This window comes from Streptomyces sp. NPDC107471, assembly GCF_055582845.1.
On sequence record NZ_JBVJPC010000001.1, the window covers coordinates 368126 to 394410 of the forward strand.

Genomic DNA, 26285 nt, shown 5'->3' on the forward strand with positions numbered 1-26285 from the left:
TCCGCGAAGACCGGGGACGGTGTTCTCACAGTGCTCCTCCGGTGCCGGGCACGAACCCTCACACCCCTCGCCGGTCCCTGCTGAGGGCAGCGTTCCTCGCGGGAAACAGAGGTGATGCGGTCGGGTAACACCCGCACCGCAGGCTCCTGGACATGACCTCGAATACGCGTGTGGTGGTGATCGGCGCCGGCCTCGCGGGCGTCCGGCTCGCCCGGCGGCTCGGCGAGCTCGGCACGCCCGTGACGCTGATCGGCGAGGAGGAGCACCGCCCGTACAACCGGGTGCTCCTCGCCGAGGTGCTGGCCGGGCGGTACACCCCCGACGTGATCGCGCTCCCGGCGCCGGCCGCGCTGACCCGCGCCCGGGTCACCGGCATCGACCGCGGGGCCCGGACCGTGGAGTGCGCCGACGGTTCGAGGATCGCCTACGGCACGCTGGTCCTGGCCACCGGCTCCAACCCCGTGCTGCCGCCGCTGCGCGGCCTGTTCACCCCCGACCACGTGCTGCCCGAGGGCGTGCACGCGTTCCGGACGATGGACGACTGCCTGGGCCTGTCCAAGGCCGTGCGGCCGGGTGTGAAGGCCGTCGTCATCGGCGGCGGGCTCCTCGGGGTGTCCGCCGCCCGCGCGCTCGCCCAGCGCGGCGCCCAGGTGATCCTCGCCCAGCAGTCCGAGCGGCTCATGGAGCGCCAGCTCGACCCGAGCGCCTCCCGGCTCGTCCGGCGCTACCTCGGGGACCTCGGCGTCGAGGTCCACACCGACCTGCGCGTGCGGGACGTGCGCTGCGTCGGCGGCGCGGTCCGCTCGGTCGAGATGGCCGACGGATACGCCCTGGACGCCGAGATCGTCGTCCTGGCCTGCGGGGTCCACCCCCGCGTCGGCCTCGCGCAGACCGCGGGCCTGGACGTGCGCAAGGGAATCGTCGTGGACGACGAACTGCGCACCTCCGACCCGCACATCCACGCCGTCGGCGACTGCGCCCAGCACGACGGCACCGTCTACGGCCTCGCCGCCCCGGCCCTCGAACAGGCCGATGTGCTGGCCGAGTTGCTGGCGGCCGGGGCCGGGAACCAGGGCGCCCGCTACACCGGAACCCGTTCGCTGACCCGGCTCACCCTGCCCGGGCAGACCGCCTTCGATCTGGCCGCGTTCGGCGAGACCGAGGCGCTGCCCGGCGACGACGTCGTCCAGCTCGCGGACGCCACCCGCGGCACCTACCGCAAGGTCGTCGTCCGCGACGACCGCCTGGTCGGCGGGGTCCTCGTCGGCGAACTCGGCACCGTCGGCGCGCTCGCCCGCGCCTGGGAGGGAGCAGAGCCGCTCCCCTCCGACGGCGGACCGCTGCTCCACCTGCTCACCAACGATGGAGGCTCCTGATGACCGCCACCCCGGAGGCCACGGAGGCCACCCCCACGATCGTCCTCGTCGGCCACGGCATGGTCGGCCAGCGCTTCCTGGAGGCGCTCGCCGAGCGCGGCCTGACCGCCACCCACCGGGTGGTCGTGCTCTGCGAGGAGCCGCGTCCCGCCTACGACCGGGTCGCGCTCACCTCGTACTTCTCGGGCCGGACACCCGAGGAACTGTCCATGACGGACACGGAGTTCATCGAGACGCACGGCATCGAGCTGTACGTCGGCGACCCGGCCGTGGCCGTCGACCGCGCGGCGCGGAAGGTCACCGCCAGGTCCGGTCAGGTCTTCGCGTACGAGACCCTCGTCCTCGCCACCGGCTCCTACCCCTTCGTGCCGCCGGTCCCGAACAAGGACGCCGAGGGCTGTTTCGTCTACCGCACGATCGAGGACCTCCTCGCCATCGAGGAGTACGCGAGGACCCGCACGACCGGTGCCGTGGTCGGCGGCGGTCTGCTCGGACTTGAGGCGGCCGGTGCCCTGAAGGGGCTCGGACTCACCTCCCACATCGTGGAGTTCGCGCCGCGGCTGATGCCGGTGCAGGTCGACGAGGGCGGTGGCGCGGCGCTGCTGCGGACCATCGAGGAGATGGGGCTGAGCGTCCACACCGGGGTGGGCACGCAGGAGATCGTGGTGGACGCCGAGGGTGCCGTCACCGGCATGAAGCTGTCCGACGGCTCCGAACTCGCCACCGACCTGGTGGTGTTCAGCGCCGGTGTCCGTCCCCGCGACCAGCTCGCCCGGGACTGCGGCCTCACCGTCGGGGAGCGCGGCGGCATCACGGTCGACGAGCAGTGCCGTACGGTCTGCGACCCGCACGTCTTCGCGATCGGCGAGTGCGCGCTGGCCGCCGACGGCCGGGTGTACGGCCTGGTGGCCCCCGGCTACGAGCAGGCCGAGACCGCGGCGGCGACCATCGCCTCCGACGAGGCCGCCTTCCTGGGCGCCGACCTGTCCACCAAGCTGAAGCTGCTCGGCGTGGACGTGGCGTCCTTCGGCGACGCGCACGGGGCGACCGAGGACTGCCTGGACGTCGTCTACTCCGACTCCCGGGCGGGCCTGTACAAGAAGCTGGTCATCGGCCGCGACGGCACGCTGCTCGGCGGCATCCTGGTCGGCGACGCGGAGGCGTACGGCACGCTGAAGGCGTTCACCGGCTCCGTCCCGCCGGTCTCCCCCGAGTCGCTGGTGCTGCCGGCCGGCGCCGGCGAGTCGGTGCAGCTCGGCCCGACCGCGCTGCCGGACGACGCGATCATCTGCTCCTGCAACAACGTCCGCAAGGGCACGATCCGCGGCGCGGTCACCGAGCACAACTGCACCACCGTGCCCGAGGTGAAGAAGTGCACCAAGGCCGGTACCACCTGCGGCAGTTGCGTCAAGGTGCTCGGCCAGCTCGTCACCGCGGAGCTGGAGGCGTCCGGCGTCGAGGTCGACAAGGGCCTGTGCGGCTGCTTCTCGCAGACCCGCGAGGAGCTCTACGAGATCGTCCTGGCCCTGCGCATCAACACCTACCAGGACCTGCTGGACCGCTACGGCCGCGACGGCGCCCGGGGCGGCGACGGCTGCGAGGTCTGCAAGCCGGCCGTCGGCTCGATCATCGCCTCCCTCGCCCCGACGATCGGCGCGAGCGGCTACGTCCTGGACGGCGAGCAGGCCTCCCTCCAGGACTCCAACGACCACTTCCTCGCCAACATCCAGAAGAACGGCTCCTACTCGGTCGTCCCGCGCATCCCCGGCGGTGAGATCACCCCCGAGGGACTCATCGTGATCGGTGAGATCGCCCGCGACTTCGGCCTCTACACGAAGATCACCGGTGGCCAGCGGATCGACATGTTCGGCGCCCGGGTCGAGCAGCTCCCGCTCATCTGGACCCGCTTGGTCGACGCCGGCTTCGAGTCCGGGCACGCCTACGGCAAGTCCCTGCGCACGGTGAAGTCCTGTGTCGGCCAGACCTGGTGCCGCTACGGCGTCCAGGACTCGGTCCGCATGGCGATCGACCTGGAGCTGCGCTACCGGGGCCTGCGCTCCCCGCACAAGCTGAAGTCGGCGGTGTCGGGCTGCGCCCGCGAGTGCGCGGAGGCCCAGTCGAAGGACTTCGGCGTGATCGCCACCTCGGGCGGCTGGAACCTCTACGTCGGCGGCAACGGCGGCGCCACCCCGCGCCACGCGGACCTCCTCGCCCAGGACCTGTCCGACGCCGAACTGATCAGGCTCATCGACCGGTTCCTGATGTTCTACATCCGCACCGCGGACCGCCTGGAGCGCACCTCGACCTGGCTGGAGCGCATCCCGGGCGGCCTGGACCACGTCCGCGACGTGGTCGTGGAGGACTCCCTCGGCATCTGCGAGGAGCTGGAGTCCCTGATGACGGCCCACGTGGCGCACTACGCCGACGAGTGGGCGACCACCATCAACGACCCCGAGAAGCTCGCCCGGTTCGTGTCCTTCGTGAACGCGCCGGACACCCCCGACCCGGTCGTCGGCTTCGTCCCCGAGCGCGAGCAGATCAAGCCCGACCTGCCGCTGCTGACCATCGGCCACCGTCCCCTGGAAGGAAGCGCCCAGCGATGACCCTGGCACCCGAGACCACCGACCTGAAGGTCGAACTCCATCTGGACGGCGACTGGTTCGCGGTCTGCGAGCTGACCCGGCTGCTCCCCGGCCGGGGAGTGGCGGCCCTGCTGCCCGACGGCCGGCAGGCGGCCCTGTTCCGCGACCGCGCGGGCAACCTGTACGCCGTCGACAACCGCGACCCCTTCGGCGGCGCGGCGGTCCTCTCCCGCGGCCTGACCGGCAGCCTCCAGGGCCGCCCGTTCGTGGCCTCGCCCCTGCTGAAGCAGCGGTTCGACCTGGAGACCGGGCAGTGCCTGGACGACGAGTCGGTACGGATCAGGACGTATCAGGTGCGGGTGGCTTAGGAGCATGCGGGAAGGGGCGGCCACCATCCGGTGACCGCCCCTTCTCCCGTCAGGACTTCGGTGTCTCCCGGACCCTGAGCGGGCCGACGACCTCGTCCAGTTCGGCGTCCGTGAGGGGACCGCCGGTGCCCAGGCCCTCCCAGCGCTCCATCTCCCGGAGGCGTTCCACCGGGACGTGGTAGGCGCTGAAGAAGTGGACCATGAGCTGGAAGACCTTGAAGTCGTCCCCCATCTCCCGCATCACCCAGCGCGCGGCCTCGGAGGCCGGGCGGCCTTCCTCGCCGAGCCGGCGCAGGCCGGCCACGATCGCGGTCCGGTCGGTCACCTCCTGAACACCACCTTCACCGCTGTGTACTCGCCGGGCGAACCGACGGTCGACTCGATCTCCACCTTGGTGAAGCCGTACTTTACGGCCATCTTCCCGGTGAAGGTCGCCCGGGCGGCGTCCTCCGGGGAGAGCATGTTCTGGATGCCCGCGTTGAAGCTGTCGAGGTTGTCGCGCAGCCCGCTGTTCCAGGTGCCCCGTACTCCCTCGGCGTCCTTGGCCAGGGCGTTCATGGCGTTGACGAACATCTCGCCCCCGGTGGGCGCCGTCGACTCCGTACCGTCCTTGACGACCTCCACGGCGGTGTTGAGGATGCCCTTGCTGTCGATCGAGGCGAGGATCGCGGTGCCGTTCTCGTAGATCTCGGAGTACTCGCCGCAGGTGTTGTGCACCAGGACGTCGAGGTCGGTCGCGTAGTAGGTGTGGTCGGTCTCCACCTCGAAGTTGAACACCCTGGCCGGACCCGGCAGTTCGGAGACGCCGTCCACGGCGACCGTCGAACCGTCCCGCTTCTCCAGCCGGTCGCCCGGCTTCAGGTCGCCCGCGTCGACCCAGCCCCTCCCCTTGACCTGGAAGGGGTGCCCGGCCGTCGCCCGTACGTCGTGGCCTCCTGCCTCTACCTGCACCAGACCCTCGGCGGTGCGCTGGAAGAGCTGGGTGACCCGGCGCAGGGTCTGCTTGCCCGTCACCGGGTCGGCGGCCCAGACCCGGTCGCCGACCTTGATGTCCTCGATCTTCTTGGTGCCGTGGGCCGTGGCGATGGGTGTGCCGGGCGGGAAGCACTGCCCGGCGGCCGCGGCCTTCGCGGCCCGGCCGGCCTTGGTGAGGTTGGCCAGCGCGTCGGCGGTCAGACCGGAGCCGCGCAAGTTGTAGATGGCCTGGTCCAGGCCGATGCCGGTCCGCATGGCGGCGCGCAGCGCGATGACGTACCGCGAGGCGACCTTCAGCAGGGGCGGCACCACGATGCTGCCGATCGCCCAGGCACAGTCGCCGCCGGTGCCTCCCGACCCGGTGAAGACGAGGCGGGCGCAGCCGACGAAGTCCTGGACCATGCCGTAGGCGACGGTCTTGAGGATCTCGGCAGTCAGCTTCCAGCCGTCGACGTGGATCTGGTCGTCGTAGGTGAAGTCGATCGGCTTGCTGTCGAGATAGTCGGCGGTGTAGCTGCCGATGCACTCGACGGCGGTGGCATGCGGCAGCGGGCAGGTCAGGACCAGGTAGATCATGGTCCCGGTGATGTGGTGCGTGACGTTGATCTCGCAGCCGACGTCGCTGCCGGTGTGCGTGCCGGTGCACATGCCGTCCGAGGAGATCGTGTCCTGCACCCCGTACGGCTGGGCGATCACGCCCTGGGCGCCGGCCGGTCCGGTCTCGCTCATCCGGACGGTCTCGCTCTGCGCGTTCGCCGCGGTCTCCGCCCGGGTGGCGGCGGCCTCGGCCTCGGAGGCGTCCTCCCGGGCCCGTGCAGCGGAGGCCTCGGCCTCGGTGGCGTCCGCTTCCGCCCGGTCGGCGACACCACTGGCGGTGGTGGCGTCGGCCTCGGCCTCGCTGGCGGCGGAGCGCGCGGAGGCGGCGTCGGTCTCGGCGGCGTCCGCCGAGTTCCGGGCATCGTCTGCGTAACCGCTCGCCGCGGTGGCGGCTCCGGCGGCGGCCGCCGCGTCGGCGGTGGCCTGCTCGTCGTACGCGACCGTGTTGGCCTCGGATCTGACGGCCGCCTTGGCGTCGGCCGCCGCGGCGACGGCCGAGGCGCGAGCCTGGGCGAGGGAGGCGGCGGCCTTGGCGGCCGAGTCCGCGGCGGCGGCCGCTGCCACCGCTGCCGCCTTGGCGTCGGCGCTCGCCTGAGCGGCGAGCGCGGCGGCCTCGGTGGACGCCTTCGCGGCCTGGGCGGCCTTCGCCTGGGCCAGCGCCGCCTGCTGCTCGGAGGCCGTCTTCGCGGCCTGCCCGGACAGGACGGCAAGGCCGGCCGAGGAGTCGGTCTCCTGGTACGGGGAGCCCAGTTCGATGGCGTCGTTGGCCGGCTTGATCACCTGGGCCGCCGCGTCACGCGCGGCTGCTGCGGCCTGTGCGGTGGCGTAGGCGAAGCCGGCCGTCTGGACGGCGGTGGCGGCGGCCGCGTTGGCCTCCACACGGGCGATCACCGCGTTCGCCTTGGCCTCGGTGGCCTTGGCCTTCGCGGTGTCGGCGAGGGCCTTGGCGACCCGGACGTTCTCCGCTGCCGCACCTGAGGCGGCGATCGCGTCGGCGGCGGCCGCGTGGGCCTTCTGCACGGCCGCGTGGGTGATCGCCACGTCGCGCTGCGCCGCGTCGGACGCGGCCTTGGCGCGGGCGGCCGCCGCGTCGGCGCGGATCGAGGCCTCGCGAGCGTTCGCCGCCGCGGTGGTGGCGTCGTCGGCGGCGGAGCGTGCCGCGCGGGCGGCGTCGCCGGCCTCGTTGGCGGCCGTACGGGCCCGGGTCGCGGCGGCGCGGGAATCGGAGGCCGCGTCGGTGCCCTCGTCGGCGGCGGCACGGGACTCCGCCGCGTCGGCGCGGGCGGACAGGGCGTCCTCGGTGTCCTCCGCGTTGACCGCGTTGTCGCGGGCCACGGAGGCCCGGCGTTCGGCGGCCAGCGCCTCGTCCTTCTTCGCGGACGCGGTGCTGCCTGCGGCCTGCGCGGCGCTCAGCTTGTCCGCCGCGACCTGCCGCTGGGACTGGGCCCGCTGGTTGGCGTCGGCGGCCTTGGCCCGCTCGGCGGCGGCGATGTCCTTCTGCGCCTCGGCCTTGTCACGTTCGGCCTCGGCGGTGGCCCGCTTGGCCTTGGCGTCGGCGGCCGCAGCCTTTGCGGTGGCCTCGGCGGCCTCCGCCTTCACCCGGGCGGCCTTGGCCTTGGCCGCGTTGTCGGCGGCCTTGCCGGCCTGTACGGCGGCACCGTCGGCGGCGGCCTTCGCCTGGGCGGCGGCCTCCTCGGCGGCGGCGCGCCGGAACTCGGCGGCGGAGGCGTGCGCCTGGGTCTTGGCCAGTGCCATCAGCGTCTTGCTGTCGGCGGCCGAGGCGCGGGTCGCGTTGGCCGCGGTCTCGGTGGCCTTGGCGACGGCGGTCGCGGCGGCGGCCGACGCCTTGGCGACCTGGACGGCCTGCTGTCCGTAGAGCAGGCCCCGGCCGCGCGGCAGACCGGCCGCGTCGGCGACGGCGTAGGCGTCGGTCTGCGCGGCGGTGGCCTTGACGGCCTGCGTCTGGGCGGACTGGGCGGCCCGGGAGGCGACGTACAGCCGGCCCAGCGCCATGGCCTGCGCCTTGACGATGTTGGCGGCGACCTTGGTGAACTCGGCGGCGTCCGGGTAATCGGCGTTGGTGGTGGGCTGTTTGAGCCAGTAGGCCTGCCAGTCGGCGAGCCGGCTCGCGATCATCGACTGGCCGAGCGCCTCACCGAGCGCCTGGGTGGCGACCTGGAGGTCGCCGTTGGCGGCGGCCTCGGCGGCGAGGATGCGGTCGCGCTGGGTCTTCTGGCCGGAGATCTCGGCCTGCCACTCGGTGGACGCGACCACGGTCTCGGCGGTCAGGACCTTGTGCGGGTCGATCGGGTTGCTGGTGGTGCACGACGCGAAACGCGCCTTCAACGCCTCCACGTCGATCCGGAACTCGACCGAGTCCGGGTCGGGGGCGGTGGTCGGGAAGCCGCCGTTCTGGAGGAAGATCCGGGCGTCGTCGGCGTACATGGGGTGCATGAACTGCATCTCCCACTTCCACGCCGACCAGTCGTCGTAGTCCTCGTAACGGTCCTCGGAGTAGCGGGCGTTGACGATGTCGGTGACCGCATTCACCGAGTCCTGCCCGGCCACGGGCGCCTGGTTCGTGTGGAAGAGGTCGTACTCGGACTGCCAGAACTGGTCGGCGATCCAGCCGGAGAGACCGGTGGTGGCGAAGGGGTTGTCCTTCTGCTCGATCCACTGGAAGCCGGTGTACGTGTAGCCGGCGGGCGGGGTGACGTTGAGGGAGGTCTCCCAGGTCGTGTGCCGGTCGTAGAGCTCGTCCATCTTCGCGGACGCGGTCGCCTTGTCCTTGTCGTAGGCGACGGCCAGCGGGGGTTCGGGGGTGTTGTAGTACGCCGGGTCACCGGCCGCGAGGAGTTCCGCGTCGGTGCCGGCCAGGCCGGCGCGGGCGACCGCCTTCATCTCCTGTCCGCCCCGGCGCTGCATGAGGTTCATCAGGCACTGGGCGTCGCGGATCTTGACGGCCTGGTCGAGGTCGTAGCCGGTCGCCGGATCGACACCGGTGGCGGCGGCCGGGCGGGTGGGGGTGGGCGTGGCGGGCTGCGCGCCGGAGGCCAGGAGTGCGACGGAGCACACGACCGCCGTGGTCGACAGGAGTCTTGCCAGCAGGGGGTGCCCGCGGCGGGCACGTGATCGTGCCGGGGGCGCATTGGTACGCATCGTCAGTGGTGAGCCTTCTGGGGTGGGCCGGGCCGGGGTCACGCCAGGGGCGAGCGCCGCGGGTGCGGGCTCGTGCGGGGCTGGTCGCCGGGGGTCGGCCGGGAGGATGAACGACTGGGGACGCCGACGTGGTGATCGGCGTGAAGCGCGGTGCTAGAAGAGGGCGTTGAAGGCGTTCCAGCCGCTGGTGCCGATCTGGACACGGGCCGCGAAGGGAGCGCCGGCGGTGCCGGTGCCCTTGAAGAGCCAGAGGGCGCCTGCTGTGTCGCGCGCGATGAGGTCGGCCTTGCCGTCGCCGTCGTTGTCGCCGGTGGAGACGAGCGCGTTGTAGGTCTGCCACCCGGTGCCGACGCTGACGCGGGCGCCGAACACGGCGTCGGCGGTGGCGTTTCCGGTGCCGGGGTAGAGGTACAGGGCTCCGGCGGGCGTGCGTGCCAGGAGGTCGGTCCTGCCGTCGCCGGTGTAGTCGCCGTGACCGGCGAGGATGTCGAGGGCGTTCCAACCGCTGCTTCCCGCCCTGACCTTGGCGGCGAGGGTGCCGTCGGTCCTGCCCTGGTAGAGCCACAGGGCGCCGGCGCTGTCGCGGGCCAGGAGGTCGGGCTGGGCGGTGCCGCCGAGGTTGCCGGGGGACATCAGGAGGTTGAACTGGTCCCAGCCGCTACCGATGAGCTTGGTCTCGGTGGAGCGTTCGGCGGTGTAGTAGAGGGCGTTGCCCATCCGGAAGTACAGGTCGCTGCGGGTGCCGTTCTCGGAGTTGTCGGCGCGGACGATGGCGGTGGCGGCGCTGAAGCCGCCGCCGAGGTCCAGGGCGGCCTTGACGCCGCCAGTGCCCTTGGGCTCGTACGTCAGCAAGTGGCCGTCGGAGGTGCGGCGCACCAGCAGGGACAGCATCGGCGCGCCGCCCGCCACGGGCTGGGCGTCACTGCCGTCCGCCGCGGTGGCGGTCGCCGTCGTCGGCGCGGAACCGGCCGACCAGAGCGCTGCCGCGGAGACGACCACGGCCAGGGCGGCGGCGGTCGCGAGTCTCGCGATGGTGGTGCGGGTGAACGTGCGCGGTCTTGTGCGCGCGACCCGTTTGCTCGTGGGCATGGCCGGTCAACTCCCCCGTTGTGGATGCGCACATGGCCTGGTGAGGCGCCATGGCCCGTGCACTGTACGAGGCCGTTGCGTGTGCTGTGAAGGAGTTTTGAGAGAGACATGGGGAGATCGTGATGGACGCGGGCGCGGCGAGGCCGCACGGTCACTTCGGGCGTTAAGTGATCGTCCTGGACATGTGGGCCTGGGCCGCCGGGTGGCCGTCGGCGGAAATCCGCTGGAGGGCGCGGATCCCCCGTGCTTGCATGGACGCCATGGTTCCCACCGACCGTCTCCTCGCCTTCGCGGCCATGTCGTTCCTGCTGATCGTGGTCCCCGGACCCAGTGTGCTGTTCGTGATCGGCCGGGCGCTCGCGCAGGGCAGGCGTGCCGCCCTGACCACGGTGGCCGGGAACACGGTCGGCGCCTACGTCCTGGTACTCGCCGTGGCGTTCGGGGTCGGCTCGGTCGTGGAGCGCTCGGTGCTGGTGTTCACCACGCTCAAGCTCGCCGGCGCCGCCTATCTGGTGTACCTGGGCGTCAGGGCGTGGCGCGGACGCGGGTCCCTGCGCGCGGCGTTCGCCGAGGACGTGTCGGCGGGGCACGGCGGTCTGCGCACGTTCTGGGAGGGGTTCGCGGTCGGGGTGACCAACCCCAAGACGATCGTGTTCTTCGCCGCGGTGCTGCCGCAGTTCGTGGACCGCGGCCATGGTCAGGTGGCCGCGCAGATGCTGCTGCTCGGGCTGGTGTTCAACGTCATCGCGCTGGTCTCCGACGCCGTGTGGGGTCTGGTCGCGGCGACCGCGCGCGGCTGGTTCGCCCGCTCGCCGCGCCGCCTCTCCCTGGTGGGCGGGGTGGGGGGACTGACCATGATCGGGCTCGGTGTGACGGTGGCGGTGACCGGCCGGAAGGACTGAGTCGCTCAAGGGTCGCGGGGTGCGGGGGATCAGACCTTCAGGGCGTCGTACGTCACGCCCGTGAGCTCCTCCGACGCGGCCCACAGACGCTGCGACACCCGGTCGTCGCGGGTCCAGGGGGCCCGCCAGGTGGGGGCCGGGGAACCGCGCCACCCGGCCAGGGACGGGCCGGTGAGGGAGTCGGGCGGTACGTCGGGGGCGGTGGCCGCGTACAGGGTGGGCAGGGCCCCGGCGTCGGCGGACTGGGCGAAGAAGCGGTTGCCGATCCCCATGACGCGTTCCGCCGTCCTGCGGCCCGCCATCCTGGGTCCCGCGGCCTGGAGGTTGGTGGCCGCGTACCCGGGGTGCGCCGCCGCGGCGATCACGTCCGAGCCGTGGGCCGCCAGTCGGCGGGCCAGTTCGTGGACGAAGAGCAGGTTGGCGGTCTTGGAGCGGGCGTAGGCGACCCAACGCCGGTAGCGGCGCTCGCTGTTGAGGTCGCCGATGTCGATGTTGGCCAGCGCGTGCATGGGGCTGGAGACCGTCACCACGCGCGCGCCGGGCGTCGCGAGGAGCGTCGGCAGCAGCAGTCCGGTCAGTGCGAAGTGGCCGAGGTGGTTGGTGCCGAACTGGGTCTCGAAGCCGTCGGCCGTCGTGCCGTACGGCAGCGCCATCACGCCCGCGTTGTTGACCAGCAGGTCGAGACGGTCGTAGGGGTACGTGGTCGCGAACTCCCTTACGGAGGCCAGGTCCCCGAGGTCCAGACGGGCGAACTCCACGTCCGCGCCCGGCACTTCGCCGACCAGCCGGTCCCGAGCCCCGGCGCCCCGCGTCTCGCTGCGGCAGGCGAGCAGCACCCGGGCGCCCTTGCGGGCGAGTTCGCGCGCGGTGGCGTACCCGATGCCGCTGTTGGCCCCGGTGACGACGGCCACGCGCCCGCTCTGACCGGGGATGTCCTCGGCACTCCAGCCCGACATGACCGGCTCCCTCCGCAGACGGGGTGGGATCCACCCTACGAGCGGAGCACACCGGACGTCATGCACCGGGTGCATGCGGGCCTCGGAGATCACGGGTCCCGCCTTCGCCCCGGACCGCACCCGCCTGTACTTCTCCAGCCGGCGAGGCACGACCGGGAGCTCCTCGGCCGGCATCACGTACGAGGGGACCGGCTCAATCCGGACGTGGCACCGGATGGCATGTAATGGTCACGGAATGAACACTTCATCTCCACAAACACGGTGGCGGCAATACGGTCATCCCCTCACGTAGCGACCCCAGGGGGACGAGATGGCCAACCCGTACCAGCCCCAGCCCACGCCTCCGTGGCCGCCGGCGCCGCCGTCCGCTTCCCGGCCCGCCCCCAAGTGGGCCCGGAAGCGGTACGTCCTGCCCGCGCTCGCGCTCGCCCTCTTCCTCGGTATCGGCATGGGCGCCGGCGACCAGGGCAAGACGACGGACGACGCGAAGCCGGCCGCCGCGAAACCGCAGCCGACCGTGACCGTGACGACGACGGCCACGACCACCGCGACCCCGGAGCCGGAGCCCGCGGCCACGGTGACCGCCACCAAGACGGTCAAGGTCACGAGGACGGTCACCGCACAGGCCGCGGCGGACACCGGCTCCGGGGACGACTCGGGGTCCGACAGCGTCTACTACGGCAACTGCACGGAGGCCCGCGCCGCCGGCGCCGCGCCGATCCACCGCGGTGAGCCGGGGTACGCCTCGCACCTGGACCGGGACAACGACGGGGTGGCCTGCGACAGTTGAGCCGCTGTCACCGCGGTGGCGGAGAGCTACCCTCCGGTCACGTCACGTTCGCATCACGGGTTTCTCATGTCGCCGACAGGGGATCCGCGTCTCACTAGGTTCGTCACCTCATATCCGGCCGATCGCCGCTTCCTGATCATGTGCGCGGATATCACCACGAACCTGGAAGGACCTGCTGTGAACCTGCTCCGCAAGCCCGGCGCCGTCGTCGTCGCCGCGCTGGCGCTGGCCGTGCTGCCGGGCGCCGCCTCGGCCCACGACGGTGACCACCCGTTCGAGAACTGCACCGAGGCGTACGCCGCCGGCTACGCGAACATCCCCGAGGGCGACGAGCACTACGGCAGCCACCTCGACCGGGACGGCGACGGCATCGCCTGCGACCGGCCGCCCGCGGGCTTCGTGGCCCACGACGACGAGGCGGCGCCGGCGGCCGGGGACGGCGCCGGGAAGGGGCCGGACCTCGCCGAGACCGGCGGCGGGGGCGACACCACCGTGTACCTCGCCGCCGCGGGCTCCGCCGTCCTGCTCACCGGCGGCGCGCTCGTGGCGTCGACCCGCAGGCGCCGCGCCGAGCGCTGACGTTCGGGCACGGGAGAGGGGGCGGCACCCCCGCACAAGGGTGCCGCCCCCTCTCTTCGTGATCCGGAACCGCCGCCCATCGGATGAGGGTCGGGGACGGACGGCGGTTCCGGGGCTCCAGTGGCCCCAGGGGCCTACCGGTGGTCGCTCCCGTCCGCCGTGATCGCCGCGCGTCCCGCCTCCAGACGGGCCACCGGGATGCGGAACGGGGAGCAGGAGACGTAGTCCAGCCCCACCTCGTGGAAGAAGTGGACCGACTCCGGGTCACCGCCGTGCTCACCGCAGACGCCGAGCTTCAGGTCGGGCCGGGTCCTGCGGCCCGCCTCGGCGGCGAGCTTCACCAGCGAGCCGACGCCGTCCTTGTCGATCGTCTCGAACGGGGAGACCCCGAAGATGCCCTTCTCCAGGTAGGCCGTGAAGAAGGAGGCCTCCACGTCGTCCCGGCTGAAGCCCCACACCGTCTGGGTGAGGTCGTTCGTGCCGAAGGAGAAGAACTCCGCCGCCTCCGCGATCTGACCGGCGGTCAGCGCGGCCCGCGGGAGCTCGATCATCGTGCCGATCGACAGCTTCAGCTCCACGCCCGTCGCCGCCTCGACGTCCGCGACGACCTGGTCGGCCTCCTCGCGGACGATCTCCAGCTCCTGGACCGTGCCGACGAGCGGGATCATGATCTCGGCGCGCGGGTCGCCCTTGGCGTTCTTGCGCTCGGCAGCGGCCTCGGCGATCGCGCGGACCTGCATGGTGAACAGACCCGGGATGACCAGGCCGAGGCGCACACCGCGCAGGCCCAGCATCGGGTTCTGCTCGTGCAGCCGGTGCACGGCCTGGAGGAGGCGCAGTTCGTTCTCGTGCGGCTCCTGGCGGGACTCGGCGAGGGCCACGCGGACCGACAGCTCGGTGATGTCGGGGAGGAACTCGTGCAGCGGCGGGTCCAGCAGCCGGACCGTCACCGGCAGGCCGTCCATCGCGGAGAACAGCTCGACGAAGTCCTGCTTCTGGAGCGGGAGCAGCGCCTTCAGCGACTCCTCGCGCTCGGCCTCCGTGTCGGCCAGGATGAGCCGCTCGACCAGCTCACGCCGGTCGCCGAGGAACATGTGCTCGGTGCGGCACAGGCCGATGCCCTGGGCGCCGAAGCGACGGGCGCGCAGCGCGTCCTCGGCGTTGTCCGCGTTGGCACGGACGCGCAGCCGACGCTTGCGGTCGGCGAACGCCATGATCCGGTGCACGGCCTCGACCAGCTCGTCGGCGTCGTTGGCGCCCGCGTGCATCCGGCCCTCGAAGTACTCCACGACGGGGGACGGGACGACCGGCACCTCACCGAGGTACACCTTGCCGCTGGACCCGTCGATGGAGATCAGGTCGCCCTCCTCCACGACATGCCCGCCCGGCACCGTCATCCGGCGCCGCTTGGTGTCGACCTCCAGCTCCTCGGCGCCGCAGACACAGGTCTTGCCCATGCCGCGCGCGACGACGGCCGCGTGGGAGGTCTTGCCGCCGCGGGAGGTCAGGATGCCCTCGGCCGCGATCATGCCGTCGAGGTCGTCGGGGTTGGTCTCCCGGCGGACCAGGATGACCTTCTCGCCCGAACGCGACCACTTGACGGCGGTGTACGAGTCGAAGACCGCCTTGCCGACGGCCGCGCCCGGCGAGGCCGCGATGCCCCGGCCGACCTGCGCGACCTTCGTGTTCTCGTCGAAGCGCGGGAACATGAGCTGGGCGAGCTGGGCGCCGGTGACCCGCTGGAGCGCCTCGGCCTCGTCGATGAGGCCCTGGTCGACGAGCTGGGTGGCGATCCGGAAGGCCGCGCCCGCGGTGCGCTTGCCGACCCGGGTCTGGAGCATCCACAACTGACCGCGCTCGATGGTGAACTCGATGTCGCAGAGGTCCTTGTAGTGGTTCTCCAGCGTCTCCATGATCTGCATGAGCTGGTCGTACGACTTCTTGTCGATCTGCTCCAGCTCCGCGAGCGGCACGGTGTTGCGGATGCCGGCGACGACGTCCTCGCCCTGCGCGTTCTGGAGGTAGTCGCCGTAGACGCCCTGGTGGCCGGAGGCGGGGTCGCGGGTGAAGGCGACACCGGTGCCGGAGTCGGGGCCGAGGTTGCCGAAGACCATCGAGCAGACGTTGACGGCCGTGCCCAGGTCGTGCGGGATGCGCTCCTGGCGGCGGTAGAGCTTGGCGCGGTCGGTGTTCCAGGAGTCGAAGACCGCGTGGATCGCGAGGTCCATCTGCTCGCGCGGGTCCTGCGGGAAGTCCCGGCCGGCCTCCTTCTTCACGATCTTCTTGAAGGCGGTGACCAGCTTCTTGAGGTCGGCGGCCTCCAGGTCGGTGTCGACCGTGACCTTCTTGGCCTCCTTGGCCTTGTCGAGGGCCTCCTCGAAGAGGTCGCCGTCGACGCCGAGGACGGTCTTGCCGAACATCTGGATGAGGCGCCGGTAGGAGTCCCAGGCGAAGCGGTCGTCGCCGGCCTGCTGGGCGAGACCCTGGACCGACTTGTCGGAGAGGCCGATGTTCAGGACCGTGTCCATCATGCCGGGCATGGAGAACTTCGCGCCGGAGCGGACCGAGACGAGCAGCGGGTTGTCGGGCTGGCCGAGCTTCTTGCCCATGCGCTGCTCCAGCGCGTCGAGGTGCGCACTCACCTCGTCACGCAGTGCCGCCGGCTCCTCACCGCTGTCGAGGTAGACCTTGCAGGCCTCGGTCGTGATGGTGAAGCCGGGGGGAACGGGGAGTCCCAGGTTGGTCATCTCGGCGAGGTTCGCGCCCTTGCCACCCAGGAGGTCCTTGAGGTCCTTGTTTCCCTCGGTGAAGTCGTAGACGAACTTCGCTACGTGGGGATCTTTGTTTTCCGACACGGGTCTCGACTCCCTCGAGGACGCGGTGGCTGCCCTGACGGCGAGGAACATACCCAGATCGAAGGCGTCTGGGTACGTCTACTCGGGCGTCATACGCCCGTAACCAGTCGTCCGCCAGCGGATCGAAAGTCAAAGCTTGGCAAGCGACAGCCGGCGGATGTTTTCACCTCTTGAACGCAGGGATGCCCAGGCACCTCCATTTTCGCTCACATGAGCACCCTGCACCCACATCTGATTTCGATCGATGAACGATCAAGGGGTGGCACTGAGTGCCACCCCTTGGAGAAGTGCAGTCGCCCAAGATCCGCTCATCTGAGCCCTGCCCTTATCAAGCGTGGCGAGAATCACGCTGCCACAGCGCGCCGGATTTCACCATGCGGACGTCACACGCCCATGGCCAGCAGGCGCTCCTCGACCCGCTCGGGCGCGTACAGGTGCTCCACCACCAGGGCGCCCGCGCCGACCAGCCCCGCCCGCTCCCCGAGCCGCGACGTCACGACCTCCAGGCGGGCGGTGGAGCGCGGCAGCGCCCGCTGGTACAGCAGCTCACGGACCCCGGTGAGGAAGGGGGTCCCGGCCAGATCGCCGGCGATCATCAGGACCCCGGGGTTCAGCAGGGTCACGACCGTCGCCAGGACGTCCCCGACGTGTCGCCCCGCCTCGCGGGCGAGGGCCGCCGCCTCGGGATGCCCGGACGCGAGCAGGTCCCGCACGTCCGCCCCCGAGGCCGCGGGCACCCCGGTCGCCGCCAGCCGGCGGGCCACGGCACCGCCACTGGCGACGGCGGCCAGACAGCCGTAGGACCCGCACCGGCACAGCGCCTCCGCGCCCGCCGGCACCCGGATGTGGCCCAGGTCGCCCGCGCCGCCGTCGATGCCCCGGTAGAGCGAGCCGTCGACCACGACTCCGGCGCCGATGCCCGTGGAGACCTTGACCAGCACGAACGCCCCGCAATCGGGGTACGCCGTGCGCTGTTCGCCGTACGCCATGAGGTTGGCGTCGTTGTCGACGAGTACGGGGACCGGACCGGCCCCGGTGTGCTCGGTGAAGGAGCCGGCGAGGCGGCCTCTTATGTCGTAGCCGTCCCAGCCGGGCATGATCGGCGGCTGGACCACCCGGCCGCTCGCCGTCTCGACCGGGCCCGGCACGGCCAGCCCGATGCCGCAGACCTCGGACGCCGGCCGCCCGGCCTTCTCCAGCAGCTCGGCGAACCAGCGGCCGAGCTCGCCGAGCACGGCGTCCGGGCCGTCCTCGACGACCAGGGTGCCGCTGTGCTCGGCGAGGATCTCACCGGTCAGGGAGAGCACGGCCGCGCGGGCGTGCCGGGTCTCCAGGTCGGCGGCGAGGACGACAGCGTGGGCGTCGTCGAACTCCAGGGTGATGGCGGGCCGGCCGCCCAGCGGGGAGTCCACGGGGCCTCCGGCGCCCTCGCGCAGCCAGCCCGCGCGGAAGAGACGGTCGAGGCGCTGGCCGACGGTCGCCCGGGACAGTCCGGTGGCCTGCTGGAGCGCGCCGCGGGTGACGGCTCGTCCGCTGCGGACCAGTTCGAGCAGGTCTCCGGCGCCGGTCTGACGTCCAGCCATGCACACCCCCTTGTGTTCCCCAACTCTGCATTACATATTGGGTTTTGCGTGTTAAATAGACGTAACTCTACGGTAGCTCTGGCCGAACCGGTCAGCCACATGTCTTTCGGGGAGCCCCGAGTGGATCGCACCGCCCAGCTCGTCACCCCTTCCGCGGAGCACTCGCCCGCATACGATCCACCGGATTCGCCCCATCCCCTGCACGCCGCCGCCGCGAAGGTGCTGGAGGCCAACTGGACCGGCACCTCCACCGTGCCCTCGCGCGACCTGTACCCGCACCAGTGGTCCTGGGACTCCGCGTTCGTCGCGATCGGCCTGCGCCACCTCTCGCCGCTGCGGGCCCAGACCGAGCTGGAGACGCTGCTGGCGGCCCAGTGGGGCGACGGGCGGGTCCCGCACATCGTCTTCAACCCCTCCGTGCCGCTCGACGCGTACTTCCCGAGCCCCGACTTCTGGCGCTCCGCCACCGCGGGGCGTGCCGCGGGCGCCCCGCGCACCGTACAGACGTCCGGCATCGTGCAGCCACCGGTCCACGCCCTGGCCGCGTGGCTGGTCCACCGCGCCGATCCCGGCCTGTCCCGGGCGCGCGGCTTCCTCGCCCGGGTGCATCCGCGGCTGGCCGCCTGGCACCGCTATCTGCTGCACCGCCGCGACCTGGGCGGCGGCGGTCTCGCGTCCGTGGTGCACCCCTGGGAACAGGGAATGGACAACAGCCCCGCCTGGGACCTGCCGCTGTCCCGCGTCACACCGGCCCCGGCCCGCTCTTTCCGCCGCGCCGACCTCGACCACGGGGCGGCCGAGGACCGGCCGACGGACCTGGACTACGGACGGTACGTACGGCTGGCGGCCGACTACCGGGACGCCGGGTACCGGGACGGGTGGGGCGGCGGGCGTGGTGCCGAAGGCGGGTTCGCCGTCGAGGACCCCGCCTTCAACGCCCTGCTCATCGCCTCCGAGCACGCCCTCGCCCGGATCGCCGCCGAACTGGGGGCGCCCGGCACGGCCCGGCACGCCCGCGCGAAGCGGCTCACGGCGGCACTGGTGGAGCGGCTGTGGGACCCGGCGAGCGGGATGTTCCTGTGCCGGGACCTCAAGGCCCCCGCCCCGGACGGGCGTGGCGCCCTGGTCCCGGAGCGCTGTGTGTCCGGACTGGTCCCGCTGCTGCTGCCCGGCCTCCCGCGGGACCTCGCCGCGACGCTCGTGCGCACCGCCACGGGCCCGCGTTTCGGACTGGGCACCACCACCCGCCTCCCACCCAGCTACGACCTCCTCGGCGAGGCCTTCGACCCGCACCGCTACTGGCGCGGCCCGGCCTGGTTCAACACCGCGTGGCTGCTGGAGCGGGGCCTGCGCGCGCACGCCGAGCACCGCCGGGCCGACGCGCTGCGGGAGTCGGTCCTCGAACTCGCCGCGGCCGGCGACTTCGCGGAGTACGTCGACCCGTACACCGGCGAGCCCTGCGGGACGACCGGCTTCGGCTGGACCGCCGCGCTCGCCCTCGACCTGCTGCACAGCGACACCACAGGCACGGGGGACATGGGACTCAGGGGAGGGGACCGGCCATGACGGACCGGCATCATCTGCTCGTGCACGGCGCGACGTTCGCCGCCGTGGGTGACGGCGGGGACATCAGCGGCGTCCGGAACGGCACGTCACCGGACGGCTTCTTCGTGCGCGACGCCCGCCACCTGAGCCGCTGGCAGCTCACGGTCGACGGCGCGGTCCCGGAGGCCCTGTCGCCGGTCGCCGACGGCGACACCGCGCGCTGTGTCCTGGTCCCGCGGGGCGGCCGCCAGGAACCCCCCGCGCACACCCTGTTCCGCGAACAGGGTGTGGGGGACGGCTCGTTCGTGGAATCCCTGCGGGTCACCAGCAACCGCCCGGTGCCGACCACGGTCCGGCTCGCGGTGACCGCGGACGCCGACTTCACCGACCAGTTCGAACTCCGCTGCGACCACCGCACCTACACCAAGACCGGCGCCACCCGCACCCGCGAAGTCCGCGACGACGGCGTGGAGTTCGGCTACCGCCGCCGCGACTGGCGGTCCTGTACGACGGTGACGGCCGACCCCGCCCCGGACGGCGTCGAGGAGACCGGCACCGGGGCCAGGCGCCTGGTCTGGACGCTCGACCTGGAGCCGCACGGCACGGCCGAGCTGACCCTGCGTGTGATGGCCCGCCCGCACGGCGACCGGCGGGCCCGTCGGGTACCGAGCTCCCCCGCCGCCCTGAACCGTCGACTCCTGGAAATGGAGGGCGAGTTCGTGGAGGGCGTGGCCTTCCCGACCGGCTGGCCGGAGCTGGCGGCCGCCTGTGCCCGCGGTCTCGCCGACCTCGCCTCGCTCCAGGTCCCGGCCACCGGCCCGGACGGCGAGGAACTGCGGGTCCCGGCCGCCGGCGCCCCCTGGTTCCTCACCCTCCTCGGCCGGGACGCCCTCCTCACCTCGCTCTTCGCCCTCCCCTACCGCCCCGGGCCGGCCGCCGCGACCCTCTCCGCGCTCGCCGCCACCCAGGCCACCGAGACCGGCGCGGCCGCCGTTGCCCAGCCCGGCAAGATCGTGCACGAGGTACGGCACGGGGAGCTCGCGCACTTCGGGCAGGTGCCGTACGGCCGCTACTACGGCTCGGTCGACGCGACCCCGCTGTTCCTCGTGCTGCTCGGCGCGTACGTGGAGCGGACCGGGGACACCGGCCTGGCCCGCCGGCTGGAGCCGCACGCCCGGGCCGCGATCGGCTGGATGCTCGACCACGGCGGTCTCACCTCGCGCGGCTACCTCGTCTACCGTGCCGACCGGGGCGGCCTCGCCAACCAGAACTGGAAGGACTCCCCGGGATCGATCTGCGGCGCCGACGGCACCCGCCCGAGCGGCCCGGTGACGGCGGCGGGCGCCCAGGGCTACGCGTACGACGCGCTGCGCAGGACCGCGTGGGTCGCGCGCACGGTGTGGCGGGACGAGACGTACGCGGCGCTCCTCGAACAGGCCGCGGCGGACCTGCGGGACCGGTTCCAGCGGGACTTCTGGATGCCGGACCGCTCCTTCCCGGCCCTCGCGCTGGACGGGGAGGGCCGGCAGGTCGACGCGCTGGCCTCCGACGCCGGGCATCTGCTGTGGTCCGGGCTGCTCGACAAGGAGTACGGCGAGCTGGTGGGGCGGCGGCTGCTGGAGCCGGACTTCTTCTCCGGGTGGGGGGTGCGGACCCTGGCGGCCGGGCAGCCGGCCTACCACCCGATGTCGTACCACCGGGGATCGGTGTGGCCGCACGACAACGCGCTGATCGCGCTGGGGCTCGCCCGCTACGGGCTGCACGACGAGGCGCGCGAGGTGGCGCACGGGCTGGTGGACGCGGCCACGGCGACCGGGCACCGGCTGCCGGAGGTGCTGGCGGGGTACGGGCGGGAGTCCCACGGCGAGCCGGTGCCGTACCCGCACGCGTGTGTGCGCGAGGCGCGGTCCGCGGCGGCGCCGCTCGCGCTGCTGACGGCGGTCGGGGGCGCCTGACGGACAACCCCGTCGTTGACCAAGCGTTGGGCCGGTGTTTGCCCTGGGGCGTGAACTGACGGCCTGAACCCTCCGTACGGGAATGTGGCGGATCCGGGACCCCCTGGCGGGTCCGCCTTCCACCAGGACCGTACGGAAGGACCCTCGGGTGTCCGAGACCCTTGCAGAGAGCACGTCACCCGAGGCCGAGGCGACCGGCGGGGACAGTCCGCGGGACCGGAGGCCGTCCTGGCGGGACGCGCACCCCACCGCCGTACGCAACACGCGGTGGGCGCTGGACGTCCTCGCCGCCCTGCTCGTCCTCGGGGCCCTGCTGCTGCCCAACAAGGTTCCCTATCTGCACCCGCGGGCCTTCCTGCGGATACCGGCCGAGGCGATCCTCGGGGCGGCCGTGACGCTCGCGCTGCCGCGTCGGCCGCGGCTGGCGGTGGCCGTCGCGGCCGGTGCGGGGCTCGGGGTGATGACGATCCTGAACCTGCTCGACATGGGCTTCTACGACTACCTGGGGCGGCCCTTCAACCCCGTCCTGGACTGGGAGCTGCTCGACGACGCGCAGTCGTACGTCGCGGACTCGATGGGCGGGGCGGTGGCGGTCGGCGCGGTGATCGGCGTGGTCGTCCTCGTGCTCGTGCTGCTGGCCCTCATGACGCTGGCCACGGTCAGGGTGAGCGGCCTGCTGGCCCTGCACCGGCGGGCCGCCACCCGTGGCACGCTCCTCGCGGCCACCGTGTGGGTCACCTGTTCCGCGCTCGGCCTCCAGGTCCTCGGCACGCCGCTGGCCTCCGAGCACACCGCCGCGCTCACCGCGCTCCAGGCCAAGCGGGTGCTGTCCACGGTGCGGGACGAGGCCGAGTTCCAGAAGGTGGCCAAGGTCGACGCCTTCGGGAACACGCCGGGCTCCCAACTGGTGCCCGACCTGCGCGGCAAGGACATGATCTTCACCTTCATCGAGAGCTACGGCCGCAGCGCCGTCGAGGACCCGGGCATCGCGCCCGGCGTCGACAGGACCCTCGACAGCAGCACCGCGGCCCTCGCGAGGGCCGGCTTCCACGCGAAGAGCGGCTGGCTGACCTCGGCGACGTACGGCGGCAGTAGCTGGCTCGGTCACTCGACGACGCTCTCCGGCCTGTGGATCGACAACCAGCAGCGCTACCGCACGGTCATGGCCAGCGACCACCTCAGCCTCACCAAGGCCTTCAAGAAGACGGGCGACTGGGACACGGTCGGGGTGATGCCGGGCGTCCAGAAGGGCTGGCCGGAACAGGAGTACTACGGCCTCGACAAGGTCTACGACGCCTTCCAACTCGGCTACCAGGGGCCCAAGTTCAGTTGGTCGACGATGCCCGACCAGTACGCCCTGGAGGCCTACCAGCGCCAGGTCCACGGCAAGAAGCGCGACAAGCCGCTGATGTCCGAGATCATCCTGACCTCCAGCCACCAGCCCTGGGCGCCCATCCCGAAGATGGTCGACTGGGACGACCTGGGCGACGGCTCGGTCTTCAAGCCCATCCAGCAGGCCGGCCACAAGGCGTCCGACATCATCGCCGACCCCACCCGCTCCAAGCAGGAGTACGGCAAGTCCATCTCGTACTCGGTCACCGCGCTCACCCAGTGGCTGGAGCGCTACGGCACCGATGACACGGTCCTCGTCTTCCTCGGCGACCACCAGCCGATCGCCCGGGTCAGCGGTCAGAACGCCAGCCGTGACGTACCGATCTCGATCGTCGCGAAGGACCCGAAGGTCCTCGACAGGATCGCCTCCTGGAACTGGACCGACGGCCTCAAGCCCGCCCACGACGCCCCGGTCTGGAAGATGAGCTCCTTCCGAGACCGCTTCCTCACGGCCTACGGCTCGACCCGCCACCCGTCCAAGGGCTAGCGCCCGCCACGACCGCCGGTCGGGTGCGGGTGCGTGGTGGCCGGTCGCGCAGTTCCCCGCGCCCCTAGGGGGTTGCACTCACCCGAGTCACGAGTGAGCGTGCACCACGACCGGCCGTCGGGTGCGGCTCCGGTGGGGGCTGGTCGCGCAGTTCCCCGCGCCCCTAGGGGGTTGCAGTCACCCGAGTCACGAGTGAGCGTGCGCCACAACCGGCCGTCGGGTGCGGCTCCGGTGGGGGCTGGTCGCGCAGTTCCCCGCGCCCCTGGGGGGTTGCAGTCGCCTGCGCCACGACGGACCGCGCCCCGCGCCCCGCGCCCCTGCACTGGGGAGCAGCGGGCCGCCGCAGGTATTTCAGGGGCGCGGGGAACTGCGCGAAACGCCCGCCCCCACCCAGCCGCACCCGCGCTCAGCCCCCCGACGTGTCCAGCTCCGCGTCCTCCCCGACGCCCGCCGCGCAGTCGTACGGGTCCTTCAGCCAGCCGTCGGGCAGGACGACCCTGTTGTTGCCGGACGTACGGCCGCGCGGACCGTCCGCCCCCGTCGGCCAGGGCTGGTCGAGGTCCAGCTCGTCCAGACCCGACCGGAGTTCCAACAGCGAGGACGTGATCGCGAGCCGCTTGCGCATCTCGCTGCCGACCGCGAAGCCCTTGAGGTACCAGGCCACGTGCTTGCGGAAGTCGACGACCCCGCGCGCCTCGTCCCCGATCCACTCACCGAGCAGCGTGGCGTGCCGCACCATGACGTCGGCCACCTCCCGCAGATCCGGCCGGCGGAACTCCTCGCGCCCCTCGAACGCCGCCACGAGGTCCGCGAACAGCCAGGGCCGCCCCAGGCACCCCCGCCCGACGACGACCCCGTCGCAGCCGGTGGCCCGCACCATCCGCAGCGCGTCCGCCGCCGACCAGATGTCGCCGTTGCCGAGCACCGGGATCTCCGGCACGTGCTCCTTGAGGCGGGCGATCGCGTCCCAGTCGGCCGTACCGCCGTAGTGCTGCGCAGCGGTCCGTCCGTGCAGGGCGATCGCCGTCACGCCCTCCTCGACCGCGATCCGGCCCGCGTCCAGATACGTGAGGTGGTCGTCGTCGATGCCCTTGCGCATCTTCATCGTGACCGGCAGGTCCCCGGCCCCGCTCACGGCCTCCCGCAGGATCGCCCGGAGCAGCGGACGCTTGAACGGCAGCGCGGACCCGCCGCCCTTCCGCGTCACCTTGGGCACCGGGCACCCGAAGTTGAGGTCGATGTGGTCGGCGAGGTCCTCCTCCGCGATCATGCGGACGGCCTTGCCGACGGTGGCGGGGTCGACGCCGTAGAGCTGGATCGAACGAGGCTTCTCGCTCTCGTCGAAGTGGACGAGCTGCATGGTCTTCTCGTTGCGCTCGACCAGCGCCCGGGTCGTGATCATCTCGCTGACGAACAGCCCCTTGCCGCCGCTGAACTCCCGGCACAGGGTGCGGAAGGGCGCGTTGGTGATCCCGGCCATGGGGGCGAGGACCACGGGCGGTTGGACGGTGTGCGGGCCGATCCGCAGGGGCGTGGTGTCGGTGAGCGCGGTCGTGGACATTCCCCCATTGTCACGCACGCTCCGGGGTACCCGTGCATCGATCATGTAGCGACCATTAGTTAGACGCACTATCGAAGTCGGCGTACGATGAAACGCATGCCCGAGCTCAGTCACCGTCGACGCATGCTGGTCCTCGCGATCTGCTGCATGAGCCTCCTGATCGTGAGTCTCGACACCACCGCCCTCAACGTCGCCCTGCCCTCGATGCAGCGCAGCCTGGACGCCGGCACGGCCGGCCTGCAGTGGACGATCGACGCGTACACCCTGGTCCTCGCCTCGCTGCTGATGCTGGCCGGGTCCACGGCCGACCGCATCGGCCGCAAGCGCGTCTTCATGGCGGGCCTGATCGTCTTCACCATCGGTTCCGCGCTGTGTTCCGCCGCGCCGAACCTGGAGGCGCTGATCGCCTTCCGCATGGTGCAGGCCGTCGGCGGTTCGATGCTCAACCCGGTCGCGATGTCGATCATCACCAACACCTTCACCGACCCGCGCGAGCGGGCGCGGGCGATCGGCGTGTGGGGGGCGGTCGTCGGCATCTCCATGGCCGCCGGGCCGCTGGTCGGCGGGGTGCTCGTGGACTCGGTCGGCTGGCGCTCGATCTTCTGGGTCAACCTCCCGGTCGGACTCGCGGCCCTGCTGCTCACCCTGCGGTACGTCCCGGAGTCCCGGGCGCCCAAGGCCCGCCGCCCCGACCCGGTCGGACAGCTCCTGGTGATCGCGCTGTTCGGCTCGCTGACGTACGCGATCATCGAGGCGCCGGCGTCGGGCTTCTCGTACGTCCTGCCCTTCGCCGTCGTAGCCGTCGTCGCGCTGGCGGGGCTCCTCTGGTACGAGCCGCGGCGCGACGAACCCCTGATCGACCTGCGGTTCTTCCGGTCCGCGCCGTTCAGCGGTGCCACGGTGATCGCGATCAGCGCGTTCGCGGGTCTTGGCGGGTTCCTGTTCCTGTCGACGCTGTACCTCCAGAACGTCCGGGGGCTGGACGCGCTGCACGCCGGGCTGTGGATGCTGCCGATGGCGGTGCCGATGTTCCTGTTCGCGCCGCTGGCCGGGCGGCTGGTGGGGAGCCGGGGGCCGCGGCTGCCGCTCGTGATCGCGGGAGTGATGACGACGGCGAGCGGGGTGCTGTTCGCCGCGTTCGACGCGGAGACCTCGAACACGACGCTGTTCCTCGGGTACGTGCTGTTCGGGATCGGGTTCGGGCTGGTGAACGCGCCGATCACGAACACGGCGGTGTCGGGGATGCCGCGTGCTCAGGCCGGGGTCGCGGCGGCCGTCGCCTCCACCAGCCGGCAGCTCGGGCAGACGCTCGGGGTGGCGGTGCTCGGGGCGGTGCTGGCCTCGGGGGTGGGGGCGTCGTCGTACAAGGAGAAGTTCGTGTCCGCCGCGGTGCCGGGGTGGTGGATCCTGGCCGGGTGCGGGGTGGTGGTGCTGGTGCTCGGGGCGGTGACCAGCGGTGCGTGGGCCCGGGGGACCGCGGAGCGTACGGCTGAGCGGCTGGAGTCGGTGGAGGTGCGGGAGGCTGCGCGGGTCA

At 72.3% G+C, this 26285-nt stretch carries 17 protein-coding genes and 1 pseudogene; 11 read left to right on the forward strand and 7 right to left on the reverse strand.

The features are described from left to right. The first annotated feature begins 152 nt into the window (after nucleotides 1-152). The 3 genes from ACZ66S_RS01670 to nirD are packed head-to-tail and all read left to right on the forward strand — an operon-like array spanning nucleotide 153 to nucleotide 4326. On the forward strand, nucleotides 153-1376 hold the full coding sequence (locus ACZ66S_RS01670) for an NAD(P)/FAD-dependent oxidoreductase (RefSeq protein ID WP_469898908.1): 1224 nt from the start codon (nucleotides 153-155) through the stop codon (nucleotides 1374-1376). After that, on the forward strand, nucleotides 1376-3979 hold the full coding sequence (gene nirB, locus ACZ66S_RS01675; protein ID WP_469898909.1) for a nitrite reductase large subunit NirB: 2604 nt from the start codon (nucleotides 1376-1378) through the stop codon (nucleotides 3977-3979). The genes ACZ66S_RS01670 and nirB overlap by 1 nt, the downstream gene beginning before the upstream one ends. Then, nucleotides 3976-4326, forward strand: coding sequence for a nitrite reductase small subunit NirD (nirD, locus tag ACZ66S_RS01680; RefSeq protein WP_469898911.1), 351 nt, complete (start codon nucleotides 3976-3978; stop codon nucleotides 4324-4326). The genes nirB and nirD overlap by 4 nt, the downstream gene beginning before the upstream one ends. A gap of 49 nt (nucleotides 4327-4375) precedes the next feature. Here nirD and ACZ66S_RS01685 read toward each other — a convergent pair whose 3' ends face one another. From ACZ66S_RS01685 to ACZ66S_RS01695, 3 genes are all read right to left on the reverse strand, one after another. After that, the gene (locus ACZ66S_RS01685; RefSeq protein ID WP_469898912.1) at nucleotides 4376-4651 is read right to left on the reverse strand and encodes a hypothetical protein; all 276 of its coding nucleotides are present in this window, start codon (nucleotides 4649-4651) and stop codon (nucleotides 4376-4378) included. Continuing rightward, nucleotides 4648-8973, reverse strand: a complete 4326-nt coding sequence (locus ACZ66S_RS01690) for a polymorphic toxin-type HINT domain-containing protein (RefSeq protein WP_469898913.1) — start codon at nucleotides 8971-8973, stop codon at nucleotides 4648-4650. Before ACZ66S_RS01690 ends, ACZ66S_RS01685 begins: the two co-directional genes overlap by 4 nt. 237 nt (nucleotides 8974-9210) lie before the next feature. After that, the gene (locus ACZ66S_RS01695) at nucleotides 9211-10146 is read right to left on the reverse strand and encodes an FG-GAP-like repeat-containing protein (RefSeq protein ID WP_469898914.1); all 936 of its coding nucleotides are present in this window, start codon (nucleotides 10144-10146) and stop codon (nucleotides 9211-9213) included. 260 nt (nucleotides 10147-10406) lie between these two features. On the opposite strand from ACZ66S_RS01695, the gene ACZ66S_RS01700 reads away from it, so the two are divergent. Next, complete coding sequence (locus tag ACZ66S_RS01700) at nucleotides 10407-11048, forward strand: LysE family translocator (RefSeq protein ID WP_469898915.1); 642 nt, start codon at nucleotides 10407-10409, stop codon at nucleotides 11046-11048. A 29-nt stretch (nucleotides 11049-11077) separates the two neighbouring features. Here ACZ66S_RS01700 and ACZ66S_RS01705 read toward each other — a convergent pair whose 3' ends face one another. Beyond that, on the reverse strand, nucleotides 11078-12004 hold the full coding sequence (locus tag ACZ66S_RS01705) for an oxidoreductase (protein ID WP_469898916.1): 927 nt from the start codon (nucleotides 12002-12004) through the stop codon (nucleotides 11078-11080). 79 nt (nucleotides 12005-12083) lie between these two features. Here ACZ66S_RS01705 and ACZ66S_RS01710 point away from each other — a divergent pair. The 3 genes and pseudogenes from ACZ66S_RS01710 to ACZ66S_RS01720 all read left to right on the forward strand — a co-directional run. Further along, a pseudogene (locus ACZ66S_RS01710) lies at nucleotides 12084-12206 on the forward strand (translocation protein TolB); the annotation flags it as partial. Between the two features lie 108 nt (nucleotides 12207-12314). Beyond that, nucleotides 12315-12794: an excalibur calcium-binding domain-containing protein gene (locus ACZ66S_RS01715; RefSeq protein WP_469898917.1), complete on the forward strand. Its 480-nt coding sequence runs from the start codon at nucleotides 12315-12317 to the stop codon at nucleotides 12792-12794. Between the two features lie 177 nt (nucleotides 12795-12971). Then, the gene (locus ACZ66S_RS01720) at nucleotides 12972-13373 is read left to right on the forward strand and encodes an excalibur calcium-binding domain-containing protein (RefSeq protein ID WP_469898919.1); all 402 of its coding nucleotides are present in this window, start codon (nucleotides 12972-12974) and stop codon (nucleotides 13371-13373) included. A gap of 134 nt (nucleotides 13374-13507) precedes the next feature. On the opposite strand, the gene ppdK is transcribed toward ACZ66S_RS01720, so the two are convergent. Together ppdK and ACZ66S_RS01730 are read right to left on the reverse strand one after the other, a co-directional pair. Then, nucleotides 13508-16228, reverse strand: coding sequence for a pyruvate, phosphate dikinase (ppdK, locus tag ACZ66S_RS01725; RefSeq protein WP_469898920.1), 2721 nt, complete (start codon nucleotides 16226-16228; stop codon nucleotides 13508-13510). 383 nt (nucleotides 16229-16611) lie between these two features. After that, nucleotides 16612-17811 carry an ROK family transcriptional regulator gene (locus ACZ66S_RS01730; protein WP_469898921.1) on the reverse strand — a complete coding sequence of 400 codons (1200 nt, stop codon included), beginning with the start codon at nucleotides 17809-17811 and terminating at the stop codon, nucleotides 16612-16614. A 120-nt stretch (nucleotides 17812-17931) separates the two neighbouring features. Here ACZ66S_RS01730 and ACZ66S_RS01735 point away from each other — a divergent pair, with 120 nt between their 5' ends. From ACZ66S_RS01735 to ACZ66S_RS01745, 3 genes are all read left to right on the forward strand, one after another. Next, nucleotides 17932-19377 carry an MGH1-like glycoside hydrolase domain-containing protein gene (locus ACZ66S_RS01735; protein WP_469898923.1) on the forward strand — a complete coding sequence of 482 codons (1446 nt, stop codon included), beginning with the start codon at nucleotides 17932-17934 and terminating at the stop codon, nucleotides 19375-19377. Beyond that, the gene (locus tag ACZ66S_RS01740) at nucleotides 19374-21311 is read left to right on the forward strand and encodes an amylo-alpha-1,6-glucosidase (RefSeq protein ID WP_469898925.1); all 1938 of its coding nucleotides are present in this window, start codon (nucleotides 19374-19376) and stop codon (nucleotides 21309-21311) included. Before ACZ66S_RS01735 ends, ACZ66S_RS01740 begins: the two co-directional genes overlap by 4 nt. Nucleotides 21312-21459: 148 nt before the next feature. Next, nucleotides 21460-23190, forward strand: coding sequence for an alkaline phosphatase family protein (locus ACZ66S_RS01745; protein ID WP_469898926.1), 1731 nt, complete (start codon nucleotides 21460-21462; stop codon nucleotides 23188-23190). A gap of 406 nt (nucleotides 23191-23596) precedes the next feature. Here ACZ66S_RS01745 and dusB read toward each other — a convergent pair whose 3' ends face one another. Further along, nucleotides 23597-24751, reverse strand: a complete 1155-nt coding sequence (gene dusB, locus ACZ66S_RS01750; protein WP_469898928.1) for a tRNA dihydrouridine synthase DusB — start codon at nucleotides 24749-24751, stop codon at nucleotides 23597-23599. 96 nt (nucleotides 24752-24847) lie between these two features. Here dusB and ACZ66S_RS01755 point away from each other — a divergent pair. After that, the coding region (locus tag ACZ66S_RS01755) for an MFS transporter (RefSeq protein WP_469898930.1) at nucleotides 24848-26285 on the forward strand (1438 nt) is incomplete at its 3' end.

Coding starts and splice junctions, on each gene's coding strand:
- ACZ66S_RS01670 (WP_469898908.1), top strand. CDS start 153: ATGACCTCGAATACGCGTGTGGTGGTGATCGGCGCCGGCCTCGCGGGC.
- nirB (WP_469898909.1), top strand. CDS start 1,376: ATGACCGCCACCCCGGAGGCCACGGAGGCCACCCCCACGATCGTCCTC.
- nirD (WP_469898911.1), top strand. CDS start 3,976: ATGACCCTGGCACCCGAGACCACCGACCTGAAGGTCGAACTCCATCTG.
- ACZ66S_RS01695 (WP_469898914.1), bottom strand. CDS start 10,146: ATGCCCACGAGCAAACGGGTCGCGCGCACAAGACCGCGCACGTTCACC.
- ACZ66S_RS01700 (WP_469898915.1), top strand. CDS start 10,407: ATGGTTCCCACCGACCGTCTCCTCGCCTTCGCGGCCATGTCGTTCCTG.
- ACZ66S_RS01705 (WP_469898916.1), bottom strand. CDS start 12,004: ATGTCGGGCTGGAGTGCCGAGGACATCCCCGGTCAGAGCGGGCGCGTG.
- ACZ66S_RS01715 (WP_469898917.1), top strand. CDS start 12,315: ATGGCCAACCCGTACCAGCCCCAGCCCACGCCTCCGTGGCCGCCGGCG.
- ACZ66S_RS01730 (WP_469898921.1), bottom strand. CDS start 17,811: ATGGCTGGACGTCAGACCGGCGCCGGAGACCTGCTCGAACTGGTCCGC.
- ACZ66S_RS01740 (WP_469898925.1), top strand. CDS start 19,374: ATGACGGACCGGCATCATCTGCTCGTGCACGGCGCGACGTTCGCCGCC.
- dusB (WP_469898928.1), bottom strand. CDS start 24,751: ATGTCCACGACCGCGCTCACCGACACCACGCCCCTGCGGATCGGCCCG.